Source organism: Lactococcus nasutitermitis, assembly GCF_018403765.1.
GTDB lineage: Bacteria > Bacillota > Bacilli > Lactobacillales > Streptococcaceae > Lactococcus > Lactococcus nasutitermitis.
Map to the genome: position 1 here is coordinate 131,452 of NZ_BOVQ01000007.1, position 7,771 is coordinate 139,222.

7 protein-coding genes are annotated in these 7,771 nt (G+C 38.4%); 6 read left to right on the forward strand and 1 reads right to left on the reverse strand.

Annotated features, from left to right (window positions below; translation table 11 throughout):
• The first annotated feature begins 164 nt into the window (after nucleotides 1-164).
• The gene (locus KJS36_RS08865) at nucleotides 165-3,485 is read left to right on the forward strand and encodes a DNA polymerase III subunit alpha (protein ID WP_213536564.1); all 3,321 of its coding nucleotides are present in this window, start codon (nucleotides 165-167) and stop codon (nucleotides 3,483-3,485) included.
• Nucleotides 3,486-3,519: 34 nt separating this feature from the next.
• On the opposite strand, the gene trhA is transcribed toward KJS36_RS08865, so the two are convergent.
• Complete coding sequence (trhA, locus tag KJS36_RS08870; protein WP_213536573.1) at nucleotides 3,520-4,170, reverse strand: PAQR family membrane homeostasis protein TrhA; 651 nt, start codon at nucleotides 4,168-4,170, stop codon at nucleotides 3,520-3,522.
• Between the two features lie 185 nt (nucleotides 4,171-4,355).
• Between trhA and fakB the strand changes: the two genes are divergently transcribed.
• The 5 genes from fakB to KJS36_RS10955 form a co-directional block, all read left to right on the forward strand.
• Complete coding sequence (gene fakB / locus KJS36_RS08875; RefSeq protein WP_213536565.1) at nucleotides 4,356-5,192, forward strand: DegV family protein; 837 nt, start codon at nucleotides 4,356-4,358, stop codon at nucleotides 5,190-5,192.
• An 81-nt stretch (nucleotides 5,193-5,273) separates the two neighbouring features.
• The gene (locus tag KJS36_RS08880; RefSeq protein ID WP_213536566.1) at nucleotides 5,274-6,122 is read left to right on the forward strand and encodes an SGNH/GDSL hydrolase family protein; all 849 of its coding nucleotides are present in this window, start codon (nucleotides 5,274-5,276) and stop codon (nucleotides 6,120-6,122) included.
• Between the two features lie 5 nt (nucleotides 6,123-6,127).
• Nucleotides 6,128-6,754: a YpmS family protein gene (locus tag KJS36_RS08885; protein WP_213536567.1), complete on the forward strand. Its 627-nt coding sequence runs from the start codon at nucleotides 6,128-6,130 to the stop codon at nucleotides 6,752-6,754.
• A gap of 177 nt (nucleotides 6,755-6,931) precedes the next feature.
• A complete protein-coding gene (gene hbs, locus KJS36_RS08890) occupies nucleotides 6,932-7,207 on the forward strand; it encodes a non-specific DNA-binding protein Hbs (RefSeq protein WP_213536568.1) in 276 nt (91 codons plus the stop codon).
• A gap of 399 nt (nucleotides 7,208-7,606) precedes the next feature.
• Nucleotides 7,607-7,771 (forward strand): KxYKxGKxW signal peptide domain-containing protein (locus KJS36_RS10955; protein WP_213536574.1); only part of this gene is annotated, 165 nt, incomplete at its 3' end.

A 7,771-nucleotide genomic window follows, 5' to 3' on the forward strand; every position in this document is an offset into this window, starting at 1 on the left:
TCAAGTATAATATAATTAAGGATAAATTTCAAATTTTTGAAAGCTATTTTCATGAAATCAAGTTTTTGACAGTTTTGTCAAAAAAATAAGTAAAAAAGAATAGGAAAATTTTTTGACAGCTTTGTCAAAAATAAAATCAGCTATTTTTCGAGGAAAGGAGTTTTATGTTTGTTCCAATCAATACAAAAACCGAATACAGTTTTTTAGACAGTGTGGTGCGTGTAGATGATTATTTGGAAACGGCGCAAAAGCTGGGCTATCGCACGATTGGAATCTGTGATGTGGGCAATTTGCACGCGGGATTTCGTTTTGCGAAAAAAGCTGTGGCGCGCGGTTTGCAGCCAATTTTGGCGATTGAGCTGACTATTGATATTGCTGGCTTGCCGATTGTGCTGGCGCTGATTGCCAAAAATACGGCAGGCTACAAAAATTTGTTGCGGATTTCTAGTTTGCACAATTATGGACATCATGTTTTTTCGGAAATTCAAAATTATCTGACAGGAATTGCGCTAGTGATACCAGAGGCTTATGGTAATTTTTCGGATTTGACAGAGCTGTCAAAAATAACAGATACTTTTGTTGGTATCAGTCAGCAGACGGACAAGACAGCGACGTTTTCCTTGCCGACTTTACCTTTTCCAGCTGTGCGTTATTTGCGCCTTCCTGATAATTCGACCTTAGAAATCCTGCACACCGTGCGTGATGGCGGGCTTTTTGATGAGACATTGACGGCTGACACAAGTCAACTTTTACAACGTCCAGAGTTTTATGAAAATTATTTCCAAAAATATTTTCCAGAAGCTCTAAAAAATTTGACAGAACTGTCAAAAAACATTCACTATGATTTTGACGAAAAACTTGAACTTCCAAGATTTGACAAGAGCAAAAATGCTGCCGAACTTCTCCGCGAAACAGCCGAACAAGGCTTAAAATTTTTGACAGACTTGTCAAAAACATCAAACAGTCAAATCAAAGAATTTTCAGCACATCTGACAGAGCAAAATTCACTGACAGACCTGTCAAAAGCGCCAACAGAACTAGGAGCAACAACAGCAAACTCCGCAACTTTTTTGACAGACTTGTCAAAAGAAAAAATTGCCAATTCAGATAATCAAGCTGCCGAAGAAAGCCGTCAAAAAGTTTACCAAGAGCGCCTCAATCAAGAACTCGCCGTCATCCACCAAATGGGTTTTGACGATTATTTTCTCATCGTCGCTGACCTCCTGCGCTACGCTCGTGAAAAAAATATCTATTGTGGAATGGGACGCGGTTCAGCCGCTGGCTCACTGGTTGCCTACGCGTTGCAAATTACGCACGTGGACCCAGTGAAAAATCATCTGATTTTCGAGCGTTTTTTGAACCCAGAACGTGTCGCAATGCCCGATATTGACATTGATATGCCAGATGACCGTCGCGCCGAACTTCTTGCCTATATGAAAAATCGTTATGGTTCTGACCATGTCGCACAGATTGTGACTTTCTCAACTTTTGGAAAGCGCCAAGCCCTGCGCGATGTTGGCAAAGCCTTTGGCATGAGCGAAGCCGAACTTTCGACATTCACAAAACTTCTCGCTCATCGTTTTGGCAATCTTGCCGACGAATACGAAGGTAATCCACGTTTCAAAGCCGAACTTTTGCGCAATCCCAAACTTCAGCACATTTATGAAATGGCACAGCGTATCGAAGGAATGCCTAGACAGACCTCCACGCACGCATCCGGCGTTGTCTTAAGCGAGCAATCACTTATCCATTATGTAGCACTGAAACCCTCAGAAGACCTCGCGTTGACGCAATATGAAGCTCCAGATGTCGAAGCAATCGGACTATTAAAGATTGACTTCCTCGGACTGCGCAATCTCACTATCATTGCCCAGATGCAAGAACTCGTACAAAAACGCAAAAAAATCACGATAAATCCGCTCAGCATCAACCTCGAAGACGAAAAAACATTGGCACTTTTTCGAGCTGGCAATACAATGGGAATTTTCCAATTTGAAAATCCACAAATGCGCCGTTTTCTGCGAAATCTTGCCCCAACAGCATTTGATGATATCGTAGATGCGACCTCGATTTTCAGACCAGGCCCAAGTCAATTCATTCCGCAATTTGTTGCACGCCGACATGGCAAAGAAACAGTCCCAGAAGTGGACAGCTCAATCACAGAAATTCTCGCTCCAACCTACGGCATAATGATTTATCAAGAGCAGATAATGCAAGTAGCACAACGTTTTGCAGGGTTTTCACTTGGCAAAGCCGACCTCCTCAGACGAGCCATTTCCAAGAAAAAAGGCAACGAATTTGAAAAACTAAAAGCCGATTTTCTTGCTGGAGCCACAAAAATGGGACATAGCACAGAACAAGCTGTCCAGATTTATGACCTGATTGAACGCTTCGCAAATTACGGCTTCAACCGCTCACACGCATATGCTTATGCAGCTTTAGCCTTTCAAATCGCCTATTTCAAAGCAAATTTCCCCGATGAATTTTACGAAGTCCAGCTTCACGACCGCAAACGAGAAACGATGATTTTAGATGCATTAGATAATGATTTCAAAATAGATAAACCTTCTATCAATCGAATGCCCTATCATGACCGTGTCAATGATAAAAAAATCAACCTAGGATTGGCACACATCAAGTCTGTACCACGCGATATGGCATATACCATCATAGAAAATCGTCCATTCACAGATTTGCCAGATTTTGTGAAAAAACTCCCAGCAAATTTTCAAAAAGAAGAGCTTATCTCTCCACTAATTCAGATTGGCGCTTTTGATGAAATGGACGACAACCGAGGGAAACTCCTAGTCAATATTTCCCAGCTGATTGACTACACACAAAATATCCAGCTCGACCTCTTTGGCAATATGCAACTAAAATTCAGCTATCAACAAGCAGAAGACCTCACACAAGCCCAAAAATATGAACAAGAAAAGTCACTTTTAAGTGTTGGTATCACACCACATCCCTTACAAGCACTTGCTCAACATTTTTCAGGAAATTTCTCAAATTTTGATGAATTAGTGAAAAATCGTCGTAGCACCATTTTAGTTGAAATTGCTCGTATTCGTGTACATCGTACCAAAACAGGACAAAATATGGCATTTTTGAGTGTCACAGACAGTCGTAGCAACTTTGATGTCACCCTCTTTCCAGAACATTACCGTGAATATCTAGGACAACTCGAACAAGGAAAATTTTACTTCATCACAGGAAAAGTTTCCGAGCGCAATGACGAGCTACAACTCCTTGCCGACCATATCGTTCCGGCAGAAAAAACTGACCGAAAACTCTGGCTTAATCTCGCTGATAGTAGCAGAAATAATAAACTTTCCCAGATTTTGCAAGAATTTCCAGGAAGTCAGCAAGTCATATTACACTTTGCAGATAGCAAAACAACCACTCAAACGACCATCTACGCCGAAGAAAGCGAACAACTCATAAAACGTCTGCAAGGTTATGTTCTCAATGCCGTTTACAAATAAAAATATCCCAGCTATTTTTTAGCTGAGATATTTTTTATCCGACATAACCATAAACAGAAAACCACATCAGTAAAGCTGCAGCAATGACAAACAAATGCCAGATAACGTGCGCAAAAGGAAATTTAAAACGATAGATGATAGCACCAACAGAATATATCACACCACCAATGACAAGAAGCCAAAACCCAACGTGTCCCATCTTTTGCCAAAGTGGATAAATAGCAATCATTATCATCCAGCCCATAACAACATATAAAACCGTCGAAAGTTTAGGCACTTTGTTCCAGCGAGGAAGAAAAATCGAAGTCATTACAATCCCTAGAATAGCACAAGCCCAAATCACAGAAAGTAAAGTCCAGCCCAACCAACCTTTCACAACCACCAAACAATAAGGCGTATAAGTCCCAGCAATCAAAAAATAAATCCCATTGTGGTCAAACACTCGAAAAACATTGACTGCTGGAGTAAAATGCAAACTATGTGCCAAAGTTGAGAACAAAAAAAGCAAAATCAGACTCGCCCCATAAATAGCAAAAGCAACCATCTCAAGAGATGAACCACTTGCGCTTCCTTTAACAAGTAAGAGAACAAGTCCAGCAATCGCCAGTCCAATTCCCACACCGTGTGTCACAGCATTAAATACCTCATTGACAATCTGATAAGCACGTGAACCTATATTTTCCATAATTTTCTCTGTCATTATAAAAAGGACTAAATTTGCGTTTATAAAAGAACACTTTTTAACCTTTTTTAATCTTTCTGTCTGAAATTTTGATATAATAATAATAGCATAAATTGTATAGAAAAGAAATTGTCGTTTTTTGTTTTTAGTTTACTTGTACAAAAAGAAAAAACCAATTTGGAGAAATTATGGCCATTAAAATTGTGACAGATTCGTCAATCACCATCGAGCCTGAACTTGCGCGTGAGTTGGATATTACGATTGTTCCCTTGTCAGTAATGATTGATGGAACTCTTTATTCGGACGCAGATTTGACACTTCCAGAATTTATGGAGAAAATGGCAGCCTCCAAAGCTCTGCCAAAAACCAGTCAACCTCCTGTCGGTGTTTTTGCTGAAACATATGAAAATCTAGCTGACGAAGAAGATGAGATTATTTCTATTCACTTGACAGAGAGTTTGAGTGGAACAGTTGAAGCAGCGCGCCAAGGTTCGTTGCTTTCTGGGCGAAATGTGACCGTTTTAGACAGCGATTTTACAGACCAAGCACAGAAATTTCAAGTCGTAGAAGCAGCACGTTTGGCAAAACTCGGACTATCAAAAGATGAAATTCTTGAAAAAATCGCGCATATCCGCAAAAATACCGAACTCTATATTGGATTTTCAACCCTAGAAAATCTAGTAAAAGGTGGACGTGTCAGCCGAATGACGGGACTTTTTGGGAGCCTTCTCAATGTAAAAGTGATTGGAACACTAAAAAATCGTGAACTAGGTACGCTTACTCGTGGACGTGGTACAAAAACATTTTACAAATGGTTAGATGAATTAGCCGCAACATTGAGCAATTCTGGAAGAAAAATCAAAGAAATTGGTATTTCCCATGTTGAAGGCTTAGAATTTTCACAAAAAGCGAAAGAAGCTCTACAAAAATTCGTTGAACATCCTATTTCAATCTTAGATACAAATACAACGATTGCAACGCATACAGGACCAGGTGCTTGGGCGATTATGATTGATTATGAATGAAATGGCAAAGTGAGTCAAGATGGAAGGAGAGTATTGCGATGAACCTTGTCCAAAAGATAAAAAACACGCAATCACATACTCATGAAAAAAAGGTTACTAGAACTTGCTGGCTTTGTGCTGGCAATTTTGCTTATATTTGGGATTTTACTCCTCGTATTTCCCGCAGCAAAATCAGAATTTAGAGGACAAAAAGCAACACAAAAGACAGAAAAAACGCTGAACTACGCAGCTCTTGGAGATTCACTCACAGAAGGTGTGGGAGATGCAACTGGCGAAGGAGGATTTGTGCCATTATTTGCCAAGCAACTTGACAATAGCTATAATGTGACTGTTGATTATGAAAATTTTGGTAAGGCAGGAGATACCAGCGCCCAGATTTATGCACGAATGACAAGTCAAAAAAAGATTGAAGCAGGTCTTAAAAAAGCTGATGTGATTACGATTACTGTTGGTGGTAATGATGTCCTAAAAGTTATTAGAGAAAATATCTCAAAGATTTCTACACTCAATGCAAAAGACTTTACTCAACCAGCTAAAGCTTATCAAAAACGTGTTCGCAAGATTTTTTCTACAATTCGCAAGGAAAATCCAAATGCACAGATTTATGTTGTCGGCATTTATAATCCTTTCTATCTCAATTTTCCAAATATCAAAGTCATGCAAACCGTCATTGATAATTGGAATACTGCGACAAAATCTGTTGTAGCTTCCGAAAAAAATGCTTATTTTGTCCCAATCAATGATTTACTTTATAAAGGTTTGGACGGCAAACAAGCGATTGAAGAATCAAGTAGTAGCACAACAAGCGAGAGTAGTACAGATACCGTTCAAAATGATTTACTTTATACAGGAGACCATTTTCACCCAAATAATATCGGCTATCAAATCATGGCAAGCGCAGTTTTTGCCAGCTATAAGAAAGAAAATTAATTATCATGGAAAATCATTCAAGAAAATCAAAACAAACGGCAACAAAAGAAAAAAAGCCCAAAAAACGTTTGGGAATCTGGAAATGGCTGTTCCTCCTTCTTTTAGCAATCAACTTAGCTACATTTGCCTTTGTCGCAGTAAGAATTCTCACACCACGAGACCAAGCAGTTTTGCAAAGCCGTAAGACAAGCTCAGACCAAAAAGTAGCCGAAATATCCAGCACTACGAGCCAGCTCAATCAACTCATAAACAGTTATTTGGCAGATTATCAAACAAAGAATATGAGTTATAAATTTTATGTTTCTGATGAAGCAGTACTCAATATCGAATATAAAATCATGGGGGTGAAAGTACCAATTTATATTTATTTTGAACCTTTAGCGCTTCCAGATGGCTCAGTAAGTTTATCTGTAAAAAGTATCTCAGCTGGAAGTTTGAGTTTACCAACAGAAGAAATTTTACAAATGGTAAAAGGTTATAATTTACCAAAATTTGTTGAAGTAGATAGTTCAAAAAGTCAAATTATTATTCATCTCCCACAGCTTGCAATCGCTAAGAACTTGTATGTAAAAGCCAATCAACTTAATCTTGTTGATGGAAAATTTTCTTTTGATTTAGTAAAAAAGGGGTAAAAATCTATGAAAAACGAAGAAAAAGCTTAAAAAACGCGGAAAAACAAGAAAAAACGCTGTTTTAGGTTGCAAATTAGATGAACATTTGATAAAATGAAAATTGCCTAAAGGTAAAAGGCTTTCTCTAATTTTGGAGAAGCTCAAAAAGGTAAAAAATTAATGGAGGACATTTTTTAAATGGCTAACAAACAAGATCTTATCGCTGAAGTTGCAGCAAAAACTGGATTGACTAAAAAAGATTCTGAAAAAGCAGTGAACGCTTTCGGTGAATCAGTTACTGAATTCCTTGCAAAAGGTGAAAAAGTTCAACTTATCGGTTTTGGTACTTTTGAAACTCGCGAACGTGCAGCTCGTGAAGGTCGCAACCCTCAAACAGGTGCTGCAATCAAAATCGCTGCTACAACAGTTCCTGCTTTCAAAGCTGGTAAAGCACTCAAAGACGCAGTTAAATAATTTTTAAGTAGTAAACATAGATACCGTGGGCTTCCACGGTATTTTTTTGTTTAAAAAACTTAGATAAGTGGCAAAAAGAAACATAGAATTTCAAAATAAAAACGGTGTTTATTTTGGAATTTTTCACTATACTCAGATTTCAATGTATTAGTAATGTGTGTATAAGCAGAATAGGGGAAAACCTACCAAAGCTTAGTACAGTTTGGTATCTGAATCAAGATGTATTATGTGAATGAACATAGCTAAGAAGTAAAACCTGCATCCAAAAGGATGCTTTTTTGTTATTCATTCTAAATAATAAAAAAATCTATTGCATTTATTTCCAAAGAAGAGTAGAATATAAAACAAAAAAGCAATCAAAAGATTACAAAATTTGTTTTAAAGGATTTCCCACCTATTATGAAAACACCCCCACACTTTTCTCAGAAAGCCTGTTTCTGTTCTTGGAAATCAGGAAAGCATTGGCTTTATGCAACAACTGCTCTCACTGTTTTAGCCGGGGCTTCTAGTCTTCCTTTTTTATCTCCAAAAGCGAAAGCGGATACACCGACTGTTGAAACAGCT